This window comes from Clostridium sp. 'deep sea' (assembly GCF_014931565.1).
Lineage (GTDB): Bacteria > Bacillota > UBA994 > PWPR01 > PWPR01.
This window is the reverse complement of the sequence record NZ_CP063353.1, coordinates 267,258-286,690: the sequence shown is the minus strand read 5'-3', so window position 1 is coordinate 286,690 and position 19,433 is coordinate 267,258. Positions and strand designations below refer to the sequence as shown.

Sequence of the window (19,433 nt, the reverse complement as noted above, 5' to 3'; positions counted from 1 at the left end):
AAAAGACCATCTCGTTCCCGCTACATTGTATAATGTAACTACACATGAAACAAGAATATTATAATCAATTTTTCAAAAAAGGACAACTAAAAATAAACTTCAAACTATCAGAAATAGGATTGCCAGCCAATGACCCAGTCTATACCTTAATAAAAATATTGGAGGAATTAAACTATACTAGCCTGTTAGCTAGATATAAAAATAGAGGAAGAAAAGGCTATAATCCAATAATGATGTATGCAGTTATGGTGTATGCGAACATGCAAGGAGTAAGTTCGGTAGATAAAATAGTAGAATTATGTGAACGAGATATAGTATATATATCGCTAACTAAGGGGAGACTCCAAAGCGAGATGCTTTTTATCAGTTCTTCAATAATAAATTGACAGTTGAAATATTAGAAGACTTACATTATCAATTTATAAGAACATTGCAAAAAGAAAACTATGTTACTCTAAAGCAATTGTATATAGATGGAACTAAAATAGAGGCAAATGCTAATCGTTATACATTTGTTTGGCGAGGTAGTATTAACTATCACTTAGCAGGGCTATTAGATAACATAGATAACTTATATACAAGATATAACATCTTTATTAAAAATGGTGGCTATGACCAAAAATACAAATTGGCAGATACCATTATGTTTAGTATTCAGGGAATAGACAAAGTAAAAAAAATAATTGCCCAAAATCGTAAACGCAAGAATAAAGGGCAAAAGAAAAGATCAAATAACACTATCATAGAAATTGACAATACCTCACCGATCAAGCTATTAAAATTACAAGCTAATCTTATAAAAATAGCTAAGGGAGAAGGAATTACCTTCACAAGTGGTAAAGGTAAACCAAAAAATGAGCTTCAAAAGCTATATGAGCAACTAGAAACCTATAGTAAGCAATTACTAAAATACAAAACACATTTTAAGATTATGGGAACTGACCGTAATAGCTACTCTAAAACAGATATTGAAGCAACCTTTATGAGAATGAAAGATGACCACATGAAAAATGGGCAATTAAAACCAGCATATAATGTTCAGATAGCTGTAGAAAATTACTTTATTATTCATAGTTACATCAGTAATGACCGAACAGACTATAATACCCTTATCCCATTACTTAATAAACATAAAACACATTTTGGATATTATCCAGATGGGACAACTACAGATAGTGGCTATTGTAGTGAAAAAAACCTAATTTACTTACATGAACGTAAAATACAAAGTTTTATAAAACTACAAGAACATGAGAAGATGAAAACAAGAGCCTATTTTCAAAATATCGGAAAACACTATAACATGAAAAAAGTAGATTGTGAAAAACCTTATTATATTTGTCATAATAACCGCAAGCTTTTACATAGTCATAGTGAAAAACATAAAGAAAATGGATACACAAAAACCTTTGAGGTTTATGCCTGTGATGATTGTAATGGCTGTCATCTCAAACCACAGTGTTTATATAAATATAATGAAGAAAAACATGCTCATAAAAATAAAATTATGAAAGTTAATGAACTATGGGAGACCTTAAAAAAGAACTCATATACTAATATACAAAGTGAGAAAGGTATCTTAAATAGACAAATACGCTCAATCCAAACGGAAGGTCACTTTGGAGATATAAAAGGCAATCAGAAATTTAGACGCTTTAATTACCGCTCTTCAGAAAAAGTGTATAAACAGTTTCTATTATATGTTTTCTCTAGAAATATTAATAAATACCATCGTTTTCAAAATGGTAAATTACATAAATATGAAGGTAAAACAGTAGGTAATGTTGCTTAATTGAAAAAGCTTCTCTTTAGCCACTGTACCTTTATTTGTTATACCCAAAATTCAATATTAGACCATAAAATAAGAAACCTACTAGGTCATGTACACTGTTCTTTAGTGTTATACCTAGCAGGTTTTTATTACTTCTTGTTTTTAGGGGCTAAAATTCCTATTTCACGACAACCCCCGATTATTAAAATATAAACAATTAGTTATCACTGCTATAATTTTAATTGAAATTTATAGTACTTAAAAACTTGTCAGTAATTATTTTAAACCCATTGTTCGTTATCAAATCTTTAATACTATAGTCCTTAATAGTGGGTTATAATTTAGGTAATGACTAAATAAATTAATTTAATCTGCCGCCATTAAACTGTTAAGTTGTAATAGAGCATTTTCTAATGAAGTACCGCTACTACTATGGCTACGAATAATGGGTATATTTTTCCTCTTAGCTTCTTTAGTAGCTATAGCTACCATTTTGTGTGATACTGTGCTAGTAAATAAAACCATTACATCTGGTTTCCCAATTACTTTTTCAAACCGTGCTGGCATTTTGGTAAAGACTTTTATTTTGTGTCCTAATTTGTTACCTATATCCTTGTACTCCATGTGCATACGTTCATGACCACCAACTAAAACAATACTCACTATCACAACCCCTCTCATTGTTAGCTAAGCCTAACTTATTGGGTAAAAAAACTGCTTATTTTTCAGTCTTTATTAAAAACTCAGTTAACCTAATCATAGTTTGCTCACTTACTACATGTTCCATTAAACAGGCATCTTTTTCGGCAGTTTGGGAATCTACACCTAATATATTTACTAAAAAATTATAAAGCTTATTATGCCTCATTCTTACATCTTCAGCCACTTTTCTTCCTTTTTCAGTAAGTTCTACAGGGCCATATACCTCATGTTTTACCAAACCTAGCTTTTTAAGTTTATTAATAGATTGATTTACACTGGCTTTGGCAATATCTAATTTTTTAGCTATATCAGTCACTCTTACAGCCTCTTCATAATCATTTAAATTTAAAATAACCTCTAGGTAATCTTGCATAGAAGCTGTGATAACTTTGTTCATTACTTAACCCACTTTCACAAAAACAATTATAAGTTAGTACTAACTAACATTTTACCTTTAATAGATATATAAGTCAATTGTATTTTAAACATTTATAGGTGTTAAACTACTAAAAAACAACTCAAACATTATGGTAATAACTTTTTTTGTTCAATACTAATTGTTTATTGCACAATTGTATGGTAAAATAGTGCGTTGTCAAAATGGCATGGAGGAAGATAGATTATGATTCAAAAGCATTTAAGAAATATAGCAATTATTGCCCACGTTGATCATGGCAAAACTACATTAGTAGATGAAATGCTCAAACAGAGCGGAACATTTAGAGATAACGAAACTACTAATGAGCGTATGATGGATTCTAATGACTTAGAGAGAGAACGTGGAATTACAATACTGTCTAAAAATACGTCAGTTACTTATAATGACATTAAAATAAACATTATTGACACCCCAGGTCATGCTGACTTTGGTGGCGAAGTTGAACGAATTATGAGAATGGTTGAGGGTGTTTTACTGTTAGTTGATGCCTTTGAGGGACCGATGCCCCAAACTAGATTTGTACTAAAAAAAGCTTTAGAATCAGGAATTAAACCTGTTGTAGTAATAAACAAAATCGACAGGCCAGAGGCAAGATGTGAAGAGGTTGTTGACCAAGTTTTTGAGTTGTTTTTAGACTTAGGTGCTGATGATCATCAATTAGATTTTCCCGTGATTTATGCCTCAGCCAAAAATGGATTCGCTAAATTTGAGTTAACCCATAAAAATCAAGATCTTATGCCTCTATTTGATATGATAATTAATCAAGTACCAGCCCCCGAAGGAGTAGAAGATGATGGCTTACAGCTTTTACTTTCTTCTATAGACTATGACAAATATGTAGGTAAAATGGGTATTGGTAAAATTAGTAGAGGTATAATAAAGAAAAATCAAGATGTTATTTTATGCTCAACAGAAAGAGAACCTTTTACATTTAGAATTACCAAACTTTATAGTTTTGAAGGACTAAAAAAGGTTGAGGTTGATGAAGCAAAAATAGGAGATATAGTTGCAATTGCTGGAACTGATGAGTTAAATATTGGTGAAACAATTTGTTCACTAGATAAAATTGATCCATTACCGTTCATTAAGATTGATGAACCTACTATCTCTATGAACTTTAATGTTAATGATAGCCCATTTGCCAATAGAGATGGCGAATATGTAACCAGTAGGCATCTTAAAGACAGATTAAATCGTGAGTTATTATCTAATGTAGCGCTACGTGTAAATCAAGGAGCCACTTCAGATACATTCAAGGTATCTGGTAGAGGGGAATTACATTTATCTATTTTAATTGAAACTATGCGCCGTGAGGGTTTTGAGTTTTCAGTTTCTCGCCCAGAGGTAATTTTGAAAACTATTAATGGCAAGGTCTGTGAGCCTATGGAACATGTAACCATAGAAGTTCCAAACCAATTCTCTGGTATTGTAATAGAGGCATTAGGAAAACGTAAAGGTGAAATGATTAATTTAGAAAATAACCTTAACAGTACCGTGAAGCTTGAGTTTAAAATACCTGCTCGAGGCCTAATTGGTTACAGATCTCAGTTTTTAACTGATACCCGTGGTAATGGAATTATGAATCATATTTTTGACGGTTATGCTCCTTATAAAGGAGATATTCCATCACGCCAACGTGGCTCATTAATAGCTTTTCACCCAGGTACTGCTGTAGGATATGGTCTATATAACGCCCAAGATCGTGGCAGACTATTTATTACCCCAGGCACAGACGTTTATGAAGGCATGATAGTTGGCGAGAATGCCCGCTCAGAAGACATGGATGTAAACGTGTGTAAAAAGAAGCAGTTAACAAATACACGTTCCTCAGGGGCAGATGATGCTGTAAGACTAGTCCCTGTAGCAGATATGTCACTTGAACAGGCTCTTGAGTTTATTGCCGAAGATGAACTAGTAGAAGTGACACCTAGAAATATTAGATTACGTAAAAGAATACTAGATAAAAATAAAAGGGTTAAAGCGAAGAAAAGTAAGAACTAGAGAGTAGCTTACGTATCCTTTAAAAGGATTTGCCAAAGGATACGTATTTTTGCTAGATAATGCTACATTTTTTATATGTATGTACAAACAAAGAAGGGTATCTATGCCCTTCTTTTTAGTTTATAAATAAAGTCTATTAAATATTACCAACATAAAAGAGGCAATGAGAACCCCTATTTTAAGTAACCTTCTTGATAATGTCCAACATCTTGATAATAGAATATCATTTTTTACGTAAAATTCACAAGGTTAATTTAAATATATTGTTATATATAGGTTTATTTTACATAATGGTGTTATTTATGAAACTACAAATGAATCACACAGAGGTGATTCACTACGGGCGCGATTAATTTTATTATATTTTGAGGTAGAGCAAAAATTATTACGTTCTAACCTTATATTTATTTCTATCGATATAAAAAGTACTATATTACTAAAAACTGTCGCACTTTTGTGCGACAGCCTTGTATAATTATAAATTTCTAAGGTAACGTTTTGCAAGCAAAACGTATTATTTTAACTCTATAGGGTAACGTTTTGCAAGCAAAACGTATTATTTTAACTCTATAGGGTAACGTTTTGCAAGCAAAACGTATTATTTTAACTCTATAGGGTAACGTTTTGCAAGCAAAACGTATTATTTTAACTCTATAGGGTAACGTTTTGCAAGCAAAACGTATTATTGCTGCTTACTGTTACATTTATCTTTCATTGAGCAACTTGAGCATCCTGCACAGCCTGGGGTTTTCATATCATGCCAAACTCTTTTAGCGGCGTAAAATATTATTCCAGCTAATATTACGCCTACAATAAAAGTACCCATTAGGCTGCTAAATTAACCTTTTCTCTTTGGATATTAGATTTTTTAATCTTAAATACTAAGAATATTGCTGTTACAGCTGCAATAATTATAGCTGGAATTAAACCTGCTGCAGCCTTACCATAAAACACTAAAGTACCAACTTGGGTTATTACCATTGCAACTAAATAACCTACTGAAAACTGAAAAGCCAAACCTTTCCATAACCACTTTTTTGAGCCCATTTCTGAGTTCATAGCACCAATTGCTGCAAAACAAGGTGGTGTAAACAAGTTAAAAGCTAAATAGGCAAAGGCAGTAACTGGAGTAAAGAAACTACCTAAAGGACCAGTTGGTAAGTGTAAAGCTTTTTCTGATACAGCTAATAATACTGCAAAAGTACCAACAACGTTTTCCTTGGCCACAAAACCTGTAACAGCGGCTGCTCCTAATTGCCAGCCCATAAACCCTAATGGAACTAAAATAGGGGCAATCAATGATCCTATTGATGCTAAAATACTAACGTTTTGTTCCACAGGCTGTAAGGCCCAATTATAAGTCTGTGCAAACCAGACAAAGGCGTTACACACTAATACAATAGTGGTTGCTTTGTAAATAAAACCTTTTGCCTTATCAAACATTTGACCTACGGCATGTAGTAAGCTAGGCACTTTATACTCTGGTAATTCCATTATAAAATGAGAAGTGTTTTCCCACACAAACAATTTTTTTAGTAACATACCACCAATAGCAATCATAAGAATTGCTAGTAAATACATTAATGGTCCAACCCATAACTTATTTGGAAAGAAAACCGCAGCAAATAATGTTATTATAGGCAACTTTGCACTACAAGGTATAAAAGGTGCAAGCATAACTGTCATTCTTTTTTGATTAATATCCTCAATAGTTCTAGTTGCCATAACTCCTGGTATAGCACAACCAGAGCCAACAATCATAGGAATAATTGATTTACCAGATAAACCAAACTTTTTAAAGAACCTATCCATAATAACAGCAACACGTGACATATAGCCACAATCTTCAAGTAGTGATAAGCAGAAGAATAACATCATAATCTGTGGCAAGAAACCTAACACAGCACCTACCCCTGCAATAACACCATCAACTATTAATCCTTGTAATAATGGGTGAACGGCTAAGCCTTCTAAAAATGAGTTAACAGCATTGGGTACAATTTCACCAAATAAAGTATCATTTAAGTAGCCTGTAAAGTATCCACCTATACCACCAATAGATATTGCATACACTGCCCACATAATTAAAATAAAAATAGGTAAGCCAAGCCATTTATTTGCAACAATTCTATCTAGTTTATCAGATATATTAACCTTAGTAGCATCTCTTTTTTTCACTAAGCATTTTTTAAGAACCTTATCTACATGCTTTTGTCTTGCTATATCAGCATCTGCTGAACCTTTAGTATCAATTATTGGTGCTATTTGTTTTTGGGATCCACTGCCCATTTTTATTGCCTCGTTAATTAACTCAGATAAACCTTTATCAGTTGTAGCTGTAGTTTCTACAATCTTACATTTTAGCTCTTTACTAAGTAAATCAATGGCTACCGTGTCGCCTCTACGAGCAATAATATCACTCTTATTTAAAGCAATTACCACAGGAATTCCAAGTTCTAATAATTGGGTTGTAAAAAACAAACTCCTACTAAAATTTGCTCCATCAACAATATTTATTATTACATCAGGCTTTTCATCTAAAACAAAGTCACGAGTAATTTTTTCTTCACCCGTAAATGGTGAAATAGAATAAGCCCCTGGCAAATCTACTACTCTAATTTTTAAGCCTTTAGAGTTATATTTTCTCTTGAGATCTGCCTCTTTTTTATCAACTGTAACTCCAGACCAGTTACCAACATACTCATTCTTGCCTGTTATTGCATTATACAAAGTTGTTTTCCCTGAGTTAGGGTTTCCTGCTAATGCTATTTTCATTTTGTTACCTCCGCCTAAAGGTTGTTATATTTCAATAATGATAACCATTATCATTATATGTCCAAAAAAAGAGAAAATAAACCCCGTTTAATAATAAAACATTATTTCATCTTTAAGAACATCAAGCGCTGTACAAAGTACACGCTTGTATGCCTAAAGAATAAACCTTTTATTACTAAGCACTAACTAAAATTGATTTTGCCATACCCTCATCAATTGCATATCTACTATCTTTAATATTAACAACATAAGTACCTGCTAATTTAGAGATTAATGTAATCTCTTCACCAGCAAAGCAACCCAGTGAAAATAAAAACTTTTTAGTTTTATCTTTACCTTCAATATCGTTTACAGTAAAGGTTTCACCTATTCTAGCTTTAGATAATTTCATTAAATTCACCCTCTTAAAATAACTATTCTTCATAACCCTTGAAAAATCTTTTAATAAAATATCCAGTATTAGAGCACTGTTTATTGACTAAAATAAACAGCTATTGATAATAATTATCACTCTCTTCTATCTTATCATATCTATATGCAAAGTCAAGTAAAATATTGAATAAAATCATAAATAAATTCTTGTTTTTTTTAGCTAGTTTATATGCAAATATTGGCTTTGCAATAATGTTAAAAATTTGCAATAATAAAAAAATATTTTTTATATATATTTTGTATAAAGTTACTAATACAACTTGTTTATTGCAAGTAATTAAGGGACAGTCGAAAAACAGACATTTTGAACTTGCAGCTATTTTTTTTTATTATAAGGAGACCGAATAGTTGAGCTTTAACAAAATGATCAACACGACGTTGTGAAAGTGACGCAGAGTCACTGATGACGAAATCGGAACGGTCTGTTAGAGTCGAATATCATTTATATACTCTCATAAAACACTATTTCTTTTAGACTCTTTTTAGGCCTCATTATGGGTACTGTTTTGGGGTAACCAAAGGCAATCATCTCTGAAGCAATAAAATCTGCTGGCAAATTTAATAGTTCATTTAGTTCAGCCACCTTAAAATATGAAAGCCAAGTAGAATAAACACCATGTTCTAAAGCACTTAAAACCATATGACTACCTGCTATGTTAGTTTGATGCTCTTCGGCATTTAAGGCAGCGAAAAGTTCATCATTCATATTTTCAATATCTTCTTTTAAGTGAGGAAATCGTTTTATACATATATTTCTACCTCCTTTATTTTTATCGTAAATCTTAGTACATAACACAATAATTAAGGGTGCTGACTTAAGCCAACTTTGATTATAAGCTAGGTTAGCTATTTTATTAATAGTTTGTTTGTTCTTAATCACCCCAAATAGCCAAGGCTGTTCATTACCTCCAGAGGGGGAAAGTCTACCAGCTTCAAGTATCTTATTTAGAACTTCCTCAGGTATCTTTTTATCGTCAAAGGCTCTCGCTTGCTCTATTACTTAATAGGTCAATAATCATTTTCGTTCTCCTTACATTATTTTCTGGGCAATAATTGCCATAGTCTTGCTGTTTTTAGTGTAGGGCTTACCCGTTAAGTCCTCATAACAATGGATAACATTAAAGCCATTTTGTTTTAAGATATTAGTCAATTCCTGTGGCTCGTAGTGTTGCTGATATATTCTAAATACTCGTTCTCTATCTTTTTCTATAACAACATATTGCTTTAAACGTATTTTTTTATTGTTGTAAAAGAACAGGTTTTCTAATACTAGGTGCTCTTTTTCACTCCAAAATCCAGTTTTATAAACACTCCAAGAGCTCCTTTCGGTATTTTCGTTTTCTATATTGGGTGTTGAAACATCAAGCACAAAGTAGCCAAGAGGCTTTAAGGCATTATATATATTTTGTAAAAATATATTTCTTTCATTATTATTAAGTACACAAAAATCCTGCCAAATAATGAGGGCTGCCTCAAATTCTCTTTTATAGCTTAAGCTTAAATAATCGTTACATTCATATTTAATATTTAGGTTTTGCTTATTTGCTGACTGCCGAGCATAGGCAATAGAATTAGGGGAAATATCTACTCCCGTAACATTTAGCAGTTTTTTACTAAATAATTCACAGTATAAACCTGGCCCACAACCACAATCTAGTATTTTATTTTCTGCTTGAAGCCTTATTGTTTTTGTAATAAAGTCAACAATTTCTCTAATTTTACTAAGCTTATAACTAGCAGCATTAGTATCTTGGTTTAAATGCGCCTGTAACATGCCCTTAGCTATATGAGAGTCTTGCCAAAACTGAATCTCACCTTTGGTAAAAAGCTTAGGCTTTACACCATAGCTTAGTAAACTGGTGATATTGATTTCTTTCATTATTTATCTCCTTCTCTGTTTAAAGGTGGTAATTACTTTTACACAATACAAAAAAGCCGTAGAATTTTATTCTACGGCCTTACTACCAAAAGTAAAGTTGAATGTATTTTCGTAAAATAAAATCTTTAAAGCAATTGCTCAATAAACTGAACTTTTTCAGTTATAAACAATTATAAAATTTAAGATTTTATTTTACCTTTCCAAATTCGCTTGCTATAAGCGAAAGCGGATGACATTCCACCTTTTTTAAGTTTCTATTGTGCTATAATATATTATTTTTTATTATATGTCAATCTTTATGCCTTACTATTATAATTAATATTTGCATCTCTAGCTTGGGAACATAAATATCGTTTTTGAATTTTATAGGTAACTGCATCTTTAATAAAAATAGAGCCTACCTGTCTAAAAATAAAACTAACCTTTTTTGTCATACATTGTTCTCTTATATCTAAAACCCATTCATAGTTTAAAGGTCTTACACCTTTACCAGACTCCCCACCTACCACTACATACTCAAGACTATTGTCTATTAAATTAGAAATATCTATTTTTTCTAATAAGGGTTGAAAAGCTATGGCTTTATGTTTTATAGGTAGCTCTTTTAGAATCGGTATTCTTTCATTAGCTCGTAATTGGTTTTCAACGCTTATTGAAATTGTTACATTATCGTATCCATCTTGATAGTCTGGTGGTAAACCCATTTTAAATCTTTCAATTCTCTTCGTAATAAAAAAGAAGTTTAAATCATGCCTTGTTTTCATCATATTCCAAACTTCGCATCGCCAATCATCAGCTTCTTTTACAAAAAAATCACTATTAAAACAGACATAAACAGTTTGTCCACTTTTCATTTTATAGTTACCTTTTGAGTCTTTGGCAATAGGTTTATAGAATTCTTCAGTTTTATATATTATATCTGTATTAATACCTTTTCTGGCATTAGCTCTATGAATGTAACAGTTTTTACATCCCTCACTCTTTTTATGACAGCCTCTCCATGGGTTCCAAACAGTCATAGCTACACCCCTAGTCATATAATTTATTACTAATTAATATGTAAAAGAGAACTACTGAAAAAATACAGTAGTTCCTACAAAATTAATTTCCTACTACAGCATTACCCTCTTCATCGTAGCTTAATAATAGTACTTCACCTAATTTTATAATGTTCTCAGTGTACTGCTTATAATCACTACTGATTATTTTCATATTAACAACAAACTTATCATAATAACCGCTTGCTTTTAAAGTATCTCCTAATTGCTTTTGGACCTTAACAAACATCTTATTGCTTGCATCATTCATGTCGTTTCTAATATCAGCATATTTTTTCATATCTTCTTTTAACTTTAACATAGCTGTTTTATCGTTTAAGTCAATTTTTAACATGTCTTTAATTTTATTCTGAACATTTTCATAGAAATTAAACAGCTTTTTATCATCCATTGATTCATATTCTTGGGCTAATTCTTTGGGTAATGGTATTTCATCTAAATTATCAAAAAACTCGATTATCTCATTAAAAGCCTGCTTTTTTTCAGGGCTATTTAGTGGTTCATTTAAGAATGGTGAAAAATGTGCTACCAGCTGTTTGCCAAATGGATTTGGGAACAATCTAAGCAACTGTTTAATGACATAATTTTTATTACTTTGCTGGCTAATTAGTAATATATCATTTAGTTTTTCATAATCTGTTATTTTATTGTTTAGCATATCGATTATTATTTGTTTTGCAAATTTAAGATCTTCAATCTGCTCTGATATATTTTTAGAAAACTGCTTTAAGATAAGTTCGCGATTATTGGGATTATTTAAGTAGTCTTTTATTACGGATACTGGCATACCTATATTACGTAAAAAAGATATTTGTTTGAGTTTTTCAATATCATTAATACTAAATATTTTGTAGCCATTTTCTTCATTAACAACCGGAAAAATTAGTCCTTTCTCTTCATAATACCTTATTGCTTTTTTTGTTAAGTGAGTAGCCTTTACAGCCTCATTTATTAACATTTTAATCACCTCACAGTTAATGTTAGGCTATTCCCCAAGGACACAGTCAAGGCTAAAAAACAACTTTCTATATTAAAAACTCTTTTATACTTACTAAATTTTTATCATTAAACTCTAAACATATCACATAGGGCATTAGAGGTCTTATTCTATCAAAATCATTATAGCAAAAATCATTATTATAATAATGTAAAATAGTGCATAAGGCTGTTCCATGAGTACCTATTATAATATTCTGATTGTCGTATTCTTTAATAACCTTTGTTAAAGCATTAATATTACGCTTTTGAACCTCTCTTAAACACTCCCCCTGCTCTAATTTATAATTAAAATCAGACCACTGCTTTTGAGCAAAACTAGTAAAATCAGCTATCCAGCCCGTAGCTATCTTGCGCTCCCTAAAGTCTTCGATAAGCTCTATGTTTATGCTGTACTTATCTGTGAAGGGTTTAATGGTATCTATAGACCTTTTATAGGGGCTAGATAAAGCTTTAGTTATATTCTTGTCTTTAAAAAATTCTGTAATCTTTTGAGCTGACTGTTTACCTTGCTCGGTAAGTGGCCTTAATAAATCCTCGTGAATTTTCGAGTTTGACTCAGCATGTCTTACAAAATATATTCTACTCATGTTTTTTCCTCACCATTTTTTATATTTATTTTTAAAATGAGACTCTAACAATACTTAAACAGACCAAAACTAAAACAAAGTTAAAATAAATAGTTTCTTAGATTGCTCAGCAAAACTACTATGCTACAATAACATTATAATCATGTTTTCTAACTAACAGTTTATACTCACCCTCAGTTTGCAACCTACTACTACAAATATTATAACAAACAAAATTAAAAAAAACATACTTGAGTTACTAAGATAGCGAACTTAAGCTACTTAAAAACCATTAATATTGCTTATACTGTTAATATATTCACCATGCTCCTCTAATTATTAAAGGTAGTCAGTAAATTAAAAATTCTTTACCGACTACCCCTCTAGTATTTAGGATAAGTATTCTTTTAACATTTGACCTGTGATGCTTTTTTCACATGCTACAATATCTCTTACTGTGCCGCATGCAACTATTTCTCCACCTTGGTCTCCTCCGTATGGTCCTAAATCAATAATATAATCTGCTTTACTTATTACCTCCAAATTGTGTTCTATTATTACCAGGCTATTGCCTTCTTTAACAATGGTATTAAATAATGTATTTAATTTTTCAATATCCTTAAAATGTAATCCTGCAGTTGGCTCATCTAGTATATAAAGTGTTTTACCAGTGTTATTTTTGCTAAGCTCTTTAGCTAACTTTACTCGCTGAGCCTCTCCTCCTGACAAAGTTAACGAGGACTGCCCAAGCTTTAAATATCCTAATCCTACATCACAAAGCACCTTAAGGATATTATACACTTTACCTTCAGCAGAAAATAATTCTGCAGCTTCGGCAATATCCATATTGAGCACATCAGCAATAGATTTATTATTGTATTTTACTTGAAGAACTTTTTCTTTGTACCTATTACCTCTGCAATTTGTACACTCAATCCAAATATCTGGCATAAAATGAAGCTTAATTTTTTTACGACCTTCCCCTTTACAGTCTTCACATTGACCTTGTTTACTATTAAAACTAAAAAAACTTTTATTATAGCCAAGTTCTGTTGCTGTTTTTGTTTTTGCAAATACTTCTCTTATAAAATCAAAAACCCCAGTATAAGTTGCAGGATTAGACCTTGGTGAACGCCCAATAGCTGCTTGAGATATTCTTATAACGTTATCAATATTTTCATATCCACTTAAACTACTATACCTTCCACACTCTTGTTTTTGATTATTTAGCTTGGTTAATAAAGCCGGATAAAGTGTTTTTAGTAACAGGGTTGATTTACCGGAGCCACTCACACCTGTAATACAAGTTACAACACCTAAAGGTATTTTTACATCTATATTTTTTAAATTATTATCGTTAGCATTTTTAATTGTTAGGTAAAAATCGAATCTGTTGTTATTTAAGTTAACATTATTAATTTTATTTGTCAGATAATTACCCGTAACAGATTTTTCATTGCTCATAACTTCAACTAAACTTCCTTTAGCAACTACATATCCACCATTAACTCCTGCCCCTGGTCCAATATCTATAATATTATCAGCCGCCTCTATAGTGTCACGGTTATGCTCAACTACTACTACAGTATTACCCTTGGTTTTAAGTTGCTGTAGGGTCTTAATAAGTTTTTTATTATCATAAGCATGTAATCCAGCAGAAGGTTCATCTAATACATATAGCATATTACTAAGGCCATTATTTAATTGAGATGCTAATCTTATTCTTTGTAGCTCTCCACCCGATAAGCTAGGAACACTACGGTTTAAATTGAGGTATGATAGTCCAACCTCAGTTAAGCTAACTAACCTATTTTTAATTTCATTAATTATCGGCTTGGCTATAATTCGATGTTGAGTAGTTAGGCTATACTGTAAGTTATTTATCCACTCTAATAAGTCAGTAATATTTTTATTAATTACCTCAGGGTACCTTATACCGTTTATTGAAACTAGCCTTGAGGCTGTATTTAACCTCTCACCATTACATTTTGGACATGGTTGTTTTTTCATAAATTTATTAGCAATAAAATGACTTGAACCATTAGCTTTATTATAGAGACGTTTTATAGCATTATAAGCACCCTCAACTGGCCGAGTTATTTTACCCGATCGTCCGTTTTTATTTTTATATACAAAGCTAACCTCTTTTTTACCTGACCCAAAAATAACCTGATGTTGAAAATCCTTAGGCAAATCAGTCCATGGTAAATTAAGATCAACATGCATTTCTTCTGCTAAAGCTAATACCTCGCCTCGCATCCAATTGGCATTGGGATTTTTACGATGTTTTCTTAAGTTGCCCCACCACTCTGAGGCACCATCTAATATAGATAAGTGAGGGTTTTGGATAATTAGGTTCTTGTCAACCGTTAAAATGCTACCCAATCCATTACATTTACTGCACATGCTCTCAGGATTATTAAAGCTAAAATCTGAGGCAGTAAGCTCAAACATAATTTGCTCACAGTGAAAGCACATTTCTTTTGTTTGTAAAGTTAAACTTAATTGCTGATTAATCGTAAGTTGTAAGGCACCCTTACCTAAGTGTAGTGCCTTTAAAACAATCTCTTTAACTATTTTTTGTTGTTCTTTACTTTGCTCCTTAGTAATTACTGTATTTAACAAACTCTCGTTACCATTATAAGCTTTAATCTCTATTGTTGCTTTCGGTTTTAAACTCATTATTAATTTTATTATTTCATTTTCTGTTTTAACTTCAATAGTTTTTCCACAAATAGGGCATCTTCTTAAACCTATTTTTGCAAACAGTACCCTTAAATAATTATTTATATCTGTAATAGTACCTACCGTAGATCTTGTGTTTTTATTGCTTGATTTTTGCTTAATAGCGATAGCTGGCGGTAAACTTATTATTTGATCTACCTGGGGTTTTGGTAAATTACTTAAGATATTTTTGTTAGCACCACTCATATTACCTAAAAATCTTCTTTGGCTTTCAGCAAAAAGGGTATCAAACGCAATGCTCGATTTTCCACTACCACTTACCCCTGTTAAAACAGTTAGTTTATTTTTAGGTATAGTTAAAGAAATATTTTTTAAATTATTCTGGTTAGCTCCCTTTATAATTATATTTTAATAACCGAGCTAAGATCGTGAGGCAACTTTGTCAGTTTCTATACTGATCCAATTTCAGTATTTGAACTTTGTCTTTATTAATAACCGAGCTATCTTGAACCAAGGTTATTAATAACCGAGCTAAATACTTAGGAACCTTTTTTGAATCTTGAACTCTTTTTTGATATCTTGAAAATACTTAGGCCAATGCGCTAAATAGCTAGGCACAAAAAAGCTCTCTACAAAATCTTTTTGGGGTATATACGGAACTATATCTAATATGGGGGTATTATTAAATGAATCTAAATCACTTACAGCCATTAGTTTATTTAAGATATCTACTTCTTTTATTTTAACTACAGTTATAGCAATAGGGTTTGGTCTAACTGGAGATCTTGTTGCAAATAGGCCTGATTTAGGGGCATTCTCATACGGAGGATTCACTAACAAAACTCTTTTATGTTTATCCTTACTAAATCTACTAAACTGCCAAATAACTCTTAAATGTGAAAACTTACTATACTGTTCTATTATATCTTTTGGGTACTGAGATAAATCTAAAAAATATCCATCTTGATTCTTTTGAATATAACCTTTTATCTTTAGCTCTTTAGATTGCTGAATTAGCTGTTTGTTTATTAATTTTTTTATTAAGCTTTCTTGGTAAATAGTATTCTCAGTAATCTTTGCCTCAAACACTCTATCCTCACAAGGAAAGTATGGCTTAATATCATAAATATTGTATTTACCCTTAAAGTTCACAGTTGCATTTAAACAAATTTTATTATCTGTAATGTTTTCTATTTGCGCAGTTAGAATATAAATAGCGCTGTTATGGAAATGCGTATTCTCTTTATCGTTATTTTTAGGATTATCTATAATTAATAAAAGATGACTAAATAGCTCAAGTTTTTTTAGTGCCGGCTGATATTTTTCATTTACTAAACCAGTTATAACGTTACGTGTTATTTGTAAACTTCCGATAGGCTTGATAGTGCAAGACATATTAAATCCTCCTATTGAAGTGGAACACATATACTTACATAATGCTCCCCATTATTAAGTGAACAAGGTTTATACATTTCAAAGCTTGGTTTACTAGCAGGCTTTACATTAAAGTCATTAAGTAAATATCCAAAAACATATCTCCAAGCGTAGCCATATTGATTTTCGTTTATTTTAAAACTTGCAACAAGATATCTAGCACTTTCAATAACTAGCTTACCAATTTTGTTGTTTACCTCAACATTAGGCATTACCTCTACCCCAACTGTTACTCTAAGCTTATTTACATCGGTTAGCTTTATACTATCGTGATATAGACAAAACGAGGTTGATGTTTGATAGGGTACTTTATTTAGCATACACCATTCAGCAAGCTGATTAAAAAGATTAGTAAAAAGCTCAACATCACCAGCATATTTTCCAATATAACGTACATAAGCAATAGTATAAGATGGTAAGTTTTCAACACTAGCTGATATGAATATATCATGGATATTATTAAATATAGGCATAGCAGGTTTATTTAGCTGTATTTCAACACTTCGCTTTTGCTTAACCCACTCATTGGGTGCTAAGTTAAACCTTCTTTTAAATGCCTTAGTAAAGGCAGCAGAGTCCGCAAAGCCACATTCAAAAGCTATTTCTGTAAAAGATTTATGAGGGTAACAACACAGTATATTAGCAACTTTTTCTGCCCGTAACCTCATTACAAAATTGTTTAAGGTTTCACCCATATAAGCACTAAAGATTCTGTGAAAATGGTATTTTGAAAAGCCAGCTATTTTAGCTAAATGCTCTAGGCTCAATTTCTTTTGAATATTTTTGTCAATATAATCTATTACGTTATTGATGCTTTGAATATAAGTTCCTTGTGAACTAGCTTTCAAAATGTAATCCTCCTTGTAACCACCTGTTTATGATAGTGGAACTATCTACTATAGTCTTGTATTATCTTGCTAATTTAAATAGTGCGTAATTAAAATTATAATACAATAACTTATCTGTGTAAAAATTATACCTACAATATTGTTCAAACTTAGGTTTTATGCTATACTTCAGCTAGTGGCGATGGAGTTCGCCCTTAAATGCTTAAGCTAATGACTCCTACAGTGGCATGTTTGTTTCTGTAGGAGTTTTGTATTTTAAATTACTACTCATAAACAACATGTAGTATTATTTAATGTAAATAAACAGCTTAGTATAATTGAAAGCAGGTTAAATTATGATTTTTAGTTTGGCAGTTATTATCTTGTTGGGATTATTGTTTAACTACCTATTTGAGAAGTTACAACTACCTGGTTTATTAGGAATGTTAATACTCGGTATTATAATTGGACCACATGCTCTTAATTTGTTAGACCCCAAAACTATAAAAATAAGTGGTGAACTAAGAAAAATTGCTTTAATCGTAATTCTGTTGAGAGCTGGCTTAGGTATTAGTAGAGAAAGTTTAAAACGAGTTGGAAAAACAGCTCTAAAACTAAGTTTTTTACCCGGACTTCTTGAGGGCTTTACAATCGCTTTTATTTCAATTTATCTATTAAACTTTAGCTTTGTAGAGGGAGGTATTTTAGGTTTTATTATTGCAGCTGTATCTCCCGCTGTTGTTGTACCTTTAATGTTAAAGTTTATGGATAAGGGCATAGGCACAAATAAGAGTATCCCAACACTAATTTTAGCTTCTGCGTCAATAGATGACGTATTTGCAATAACTATCTTTGGCTCATTTTTAGGCTTATATGGAGGTAATAAAGTTAACTTAGGTATTCAATTACTAGGCATTCCTCTATCTATTGTTTTAGGAGTTGGCATTGGTGCTTTATTAGGTTATTTATTGGCTAAATTTTTTAATAAAAGCAATCTAGTTTCAACTAAAAGTACTTTAGTGTTATTGGGATTTGCTTTTATTACTGTAGTTATTGAAGAGTATTTAAAAAATGAAATTGCCATAGCAGGTCTGTTAGGCGTAATGACCATTGGTTTTATGATTTTAGAAATAACACCTAAAACAGCGAAAAAGCTATCTTTTTCGCTCAATAAAATATGGGTATTTGCTGAGATTATTTTGTTTGTTTTAGTAGGTGCAGAGGTAGATGTTGCTGTAGCACTTAATGCAGGAGTTTCAGGTATTGTAATTATTACCTTAGGCCTATTGGCCCGTAGCATTGGGGTAATGATTTCTACCTTAAATACAAAGCTTACATTTAAAGAGCGTTTATTTTGCGTAGTAGCATATACCCCTAAAGCAACTGTACAGGCAGCCATAGGAGCTATTCCACTAGGTATGGGAATAGCCTCGGGAGAGGTTATGTTAGCATTAGCAGTTATGGCGATTATCATTACTGCTCCATTAGGAGCAATCGCTATTAAAATATTTGGTAATCGCTGGCTAACTAAAGATACTAAAACTAAAAACCTAAAAAAGGTAAGTGATTAGTTATTACTAGATATGATTTTTTAAACAAAATTAGCTAGTATAAATTGTTCTTGTTTTCCATCTACAAGAAAAATAAATTGCTAAGTTAATCGCTGCTGGTATTAAATATATAAAAAGAATAGTATAATCCTGAGTTTTTACTACCTCATCAACGGTCAAATTTAACGCAAATAATATATTAATTATTGGTATTATTAAACCTAAGTATTTATTTTTATGGCTACTAAGTATAACTTGAGCATAGGTGACAGCTACAAATAATAGAGTAAAAATTATTGTTTTAAATGGCATGGT

General features: G+C 31.5%; 18 protein-coding genes and 1 riboswitch. Of the genes, 4 read left to right on the top strand and 14 right to left on the bottom strand.

Annotation, left to right across the window (positions count from 1 at the left end; all coding sequences use genetic code 11):
- Nucleotides 1–44: 44 nt before the first annotated feature.
- Entirely contained in the window at nt 45–386 is a 342-nt protein-coding gene (locus IMX26_RS18245; RefSeq protein WP_347707883.1) for a transposase, read from the top strand.
- A complete protein-coding gene (locus IMX26_RS01345; protein WP_347707882.1) occupies nt 383–1,792 on the top strand; it encodes a transposase in 1,410 nt (469 codons plus the stop codon). The genes IMX26_RS18245 and IMX26_RS01345 overlap by 4 nt, the downstream gene beginning before the upstream one ends.
- A 345-nt stretch (nt 1,793–2,137) precedes the next feature.
- Here the strand turns inward: IMX26_RS01345 and IMX26_RS01340 are convergent, their stop codons facing one another.
- Nucleotides 2,138–2,434: a DUF2325 domain-containing protein gene (locus IMX26_RS01340; RefSeq protein ID WP_195159930.1), complete on the bottom strand. Its 297-nt coding sequence runs from the start codon at nt 2,432–2,434 to the stop codon at nt 2,138–2,140.
- A 55-nt stretch (nt 2,435–2,489) separates the two neighbouring features.
- Nucleotides 2,490–2,870: a metal-dependent transcriptional regulator gene (locus tag IMX26_RS01335; protein ID WP_195159929.1), complete on the bottom strand. Its 381-nt coding sequence runs from the start codon at nt 2,868–2,870 to the stop codon at nt 2,490–2,492.
- 225 nt (nt 2,871–3,095) lie between these two features.
- On the opposite strand from IMX26_RS01335, the gene typA reads away from it, so the two are divergent.
- Entirely contained in the window at nt 3,096–4,913 is a 1,818-nt protein-coding gene (gene typA / locus IMX26_RS01330; protein WP_195159928.1) for a translational GTPase TypA, read from the top strand.
- Nucleotides 4,914–5,595: 682 nt separating this feature from the next.
- Here the strand turns inward: typA and IMX26_RS01325 are convergent.
- The 11 genes from IMX26_RS01325 to IMX26_RS01275 all read right to left on the bottom strand — a co-directional run bounded on the left by IMX26_RS01325 (nt 5,596) and on the right by IMX26_RS01275 (nt 17,589).
- A complete protein-coding gene (locus tag IMX26_RS01325; RefSeq protein ID WP_195159927.1) occupies nt 5,596–5,739 on the bottom strand; it encodes a FeoB-associated Cys-rich membrane protein in 144 nt (47 codons plus the stop codon).
- Nucleotides 5,739–7,688 carry a ferrous iron transporter B gene (locus tag IMX26_RS01320; protein ID WP_195159926.1) on the bottom strand — a complete coding sequence of 650 codons (1,950 nt, stop codon included), beginning with the start codon at nt 7,686–7,688 and terminating at the stop codon, nt 5,739–5,741. Before IMX26_RS01320 ends, IMX26_RS01325 begins: the two co-directional genes overlap by 1 nt.
- Nucleotides 7,689–7,863: 175 nt before the next feature.
- Entirely contained in the window at nt 7,864–8,079 is a 216-nt protein-coding gene (locus IMX26_RS01315; RefSeq protein ID WP_195159925.1) for a FeoA family protein, read from the bottom strand.
- A gap of 483 nt (nt 8,080–8,562) precedes the next feature.
- Nucleotides 8,563–9,060, bottom strand: a complete 498-nt coding sequence (locus IMX26_RS01310) for a nitroreductase family protein (protein ID WP_243259336.1) — start codon at nt 9,058–9,060, stop codon at nt 8,563–8,565.
- A 90-nt stretch (nt 9,061–9,150) separates the two neighbouring features.
- Entirely contained in the window at nt 9,151–9,999 is an 849-nt protein-coding gene (locus IMX26_RS01305; RefSeq protein ID WP_195159924.1) for a class I SAM-dependent methyltransferase, read from the bottom strand.
- Between the two features lie 296 nt (nt 10,000–10,295).
- Nucleotides 10,296–11,018: a DUF5131 family protein gene (locus IMX26_RS01300; protein ID WP_195159923.1), complete on the bottom strand. Its 723-nt coding sequence runs from the start codon at nt 11,016–11,018 to the stop codon at nt 10,296–10,298.
- Between the two features lie 82 nt (nt 11,019–11,100).
- Nucleotides 11,101–12,015: a MerR family transcriptional regulator gene (locus IMX26_RS01295; protein ID WP_195159922.1), complete on the bottom strand. Its 915-nt coding sequence runs from the start codon at nt 12,013–12,015 to the stop codon at nt 11,101–11,103.
- A 67-nt stretch (nt 12,016–12,082) separates the two neighbouring features.
- Nucleotides 12,083–12,643 carry a histidine phosphatase family protein gene (locus tag IMX26_RS01290; RefSeq protein WP_195159921.1) on the bottom strand — a complete coding sequence of 187 codons (561 nt, stop codon included), beginning with the start codon at nt 12,641–12,643 and terminating at the stop codon, nt 12,083–12,085.
- Between the two features lie 369 nt (nt 12,644–13,012).
- Nucleotides 13,013–15,553, bottom strand: coding sequence for an excinuclease ABC subunit UvrA (gene uvrA / locus IMX26_RS01285; RefSeq protein WP_195159920.1), 2,541 nt, complete (start codon nt 15,551–15,553; stop codon nt 13,013–13,015).
- Nucleotides 15,554–15,838: 285 nt separating this feature from the next.
- Complete coding sequence (locus tag IMX26_RS01280; protein WP_195159919.1) at nt 15,839–16,702, bottom strand: TrmO family methyltransferase; 864 nt, start codon at nt 16,700–16,702, stop codon at nt 15,839–15,841.
- A gap of 11 nt (nt 16,703–16,713) precedes the next feature.
- On the bottom strand, nt 16,714–17,589 hold the full coding sequence (locus tag IMX26_RS01275) for an AraC family transcriptional regulator (RefSeq protein ID WP_195159918.1): 876 nt from the start codon (nt 17,587–17,589) through the stop codon (nt 16,714–16,716).
- Nucleotides 17,590–17,757: 168 nt separating this feature from the next.
- Nucleotides 17,758–17,816: riboswitch (Fluoride riboswitch) on the top strand.
- A 108-nt stretch (nt 17,817–17,924) separates the two neighbouring features.
- Here IMX26_RS01275 and IMX26_RS01270 point away from each other — a divergent pair.
- Nucleotides 17,925–19,139, top strand: a complete 1,215-nt coding sequence (locus IMX26_RS01270) for a cation:proton antiporter (RefSeq protein WP_195159917.1) — start codon at nt 17,925–17,927, stop codon at nt 19,137–19,139.
- A gap of 30 nt (nt 19,140–19,169) precedes the next feature.
- Here IMX26_RS01270 and IMX26_RS01265 read toward each other — a convergent pair whose 3' ends face one another.
- A complete protein-coding gene (locus IMX26_RS01265; protein WP_195159916.1) occupies nt 19,170–19,430 on the bottom strand; it encodes a hypothetical protein in 261 nt (86 codons plus the stop codon).
- Nucleotides 19,431–19,433: the final 3 nt, after the last annotated feature.

Bases quoted from the DNA above. Each gene is read 5' to 3' on its own strand.
- IMX26_RS18245 (WP_347707883.1), top strand. From the start codon at position 45: ATGAAACAAGAATATTATAATCAATTTTTCAAAAAAGGACAACTAAAA.
- IMX26_RS01335 (WP_195159929.1), bottom strand. From the start codon at position 2,870: ATGAACAAAGTTATCACAGCTTCTATGCAAGATTACCTAGAGGTTATT.
- typA (WP_195159928.1), top strand. From the start codon at position 3,096: ATGATTCAAAAGCATTTAAGAAATATAGCAATTATTGCCCACGTTGAT.
- IMX26_RS01325 (WP_195159927.1), bottom strand. From the start codon at position 5,739: ATGGGTACTTTTATTGTAGGCGTAATATTAGCTGGAATAATATTTTAC.
- IMX26_RS01320 (WP_195159926.1), bottom strand. From the start codon at position 7,688: ATGAAAATAGCATTAGCAGGAAACCCTAACTCAGGGAAAACAACTTTG.
- IMX26_RS01315 (WP_195159925.1), bottom strand. From the start codon at position 8,079: ATGAAATTATCTAAAGCTAGAATAGGTGAAACCTTTACTGTAAACGAT.
- IMX26_RS01305 (WP_195159924.1), bottom strand. From the start codon at position 9,999: ATGAAAGAAATCAATATCACCAGTTTACTAAGCTATGGTGTAAAGCCT.
- IMX26_RS01300 (WP_195159923.1), bottom strand. From the start codon at position 11,018: ATGACTGTTTGGAACCCATGGAGAGGCTGTCATAAAAAGAGTGAGGGA.
- IMX26_RS01295 (WP_195159922.1), bottom strand. From the start codon at position 12,015: ATGTTAATAAATGAGGCTGTAAAGGCTACTCACTTAACAAAAAAAGCA.
- IMX26_RS01290 (WP_195159921.1), bottom strand. From the start codon at position 12,643: ATGAGTAGAATATATTTTGTAAGACATGCTGAGTCAAACTCGAAAATT.
- uvrA (WP_195159920.1), bottom strand. From the start codon at position 15,553: ATGAGTGGTGCTAACAAAAATATCTTAAGTAATTTACCAAAACCCCAG.
- IMX26_RS01280 (WP_195159919.1), bottom strand. From the start codon at position 16,702: ATGTCTTGCACTATCAAGCCTATCGGAAGTTTACAAATAACACGTAAC.
- IMX26_RS01270 (WP_195159917.1), top strand. From the start codon at position 17,925: ATGATTTTTAGTTTGGCAGTTATTATCTTGTTGGGATTATTGTTTAAC.
- IMX26_RS01265 (WP_195159916.1), bottom strand. From the start codon at position 19,430: ATGCCATTTAAAACAATAATTTTTACTCTATTATTTGTAGCTGTCACC.